This is a genomic window from Paracraurococcus lichenis (assembly GCF_030657435.1).
GTDB lineage: Bacteria > Pseudomonadota > Alphaproteobacteria > Acetobacterales > Acetobacteraceae > Paracraurococcus > Paracraurococcus lichenis.
In genome coordinates this window covers 1-417 of sequence record NZ_JAUTWS010000503.1, presented here as the reverse complement: position 1 = coordinate 417, position 417 = coordinate 1, and the positions used below count along the sequence as shown (strand labels likewise).

At 63.8% G+C, this 417-nt stretch carries 1 protein-coding gene; it reads right to left on the bottom strand.

Annotated features, from left to right (window positions below):
* Positions 1-417, bottom strand: a 417-nt coding sequence (locus Q7A36_RS40990; protein ID WP_305109509.1) for a selenium-binding protein SBP56-related protein, incomplete at its 5' end; no start/stop codon positions are given.

Sequence of the window (417 nt, the reverse complement as noted above, 5' to 3'; positions counted from 1 at the left end):
TCAGACTGACGGATAGCAGAAGGAGTCCGTCGAGCAGTCGCCCCCTTCGAGCCGGATCTGGTGCGCGCGGTACCCCTCGGGGAACGTCACCCAGTATTCGGCGTCCAGTGCGAGGCCGCCATCCGGGGCTGCCCGAGCCATAACCTGGGCGGCTGGCATGCCGGCTGGATAGAACTGGTCGTCCCAGGTCGAGTAGAGCGAGTTGGTCCAGTAGACCCGCCCTCCGTCACGGCTGATCTCAACCATTTGCGGGCCGCCTGCATAGACCTTGCCGCTGGGATGCGACGTACGCCGCGCGATGCCGCCAATATGGACCGATCCCGTGAGCTTTGGCTTGCGGGGATCCGAGACGTCGTACTGGCGCATCTCACCGGTTCCCCAACAGGACACGTAGAGGAACTTGTCATCCATGGAGAG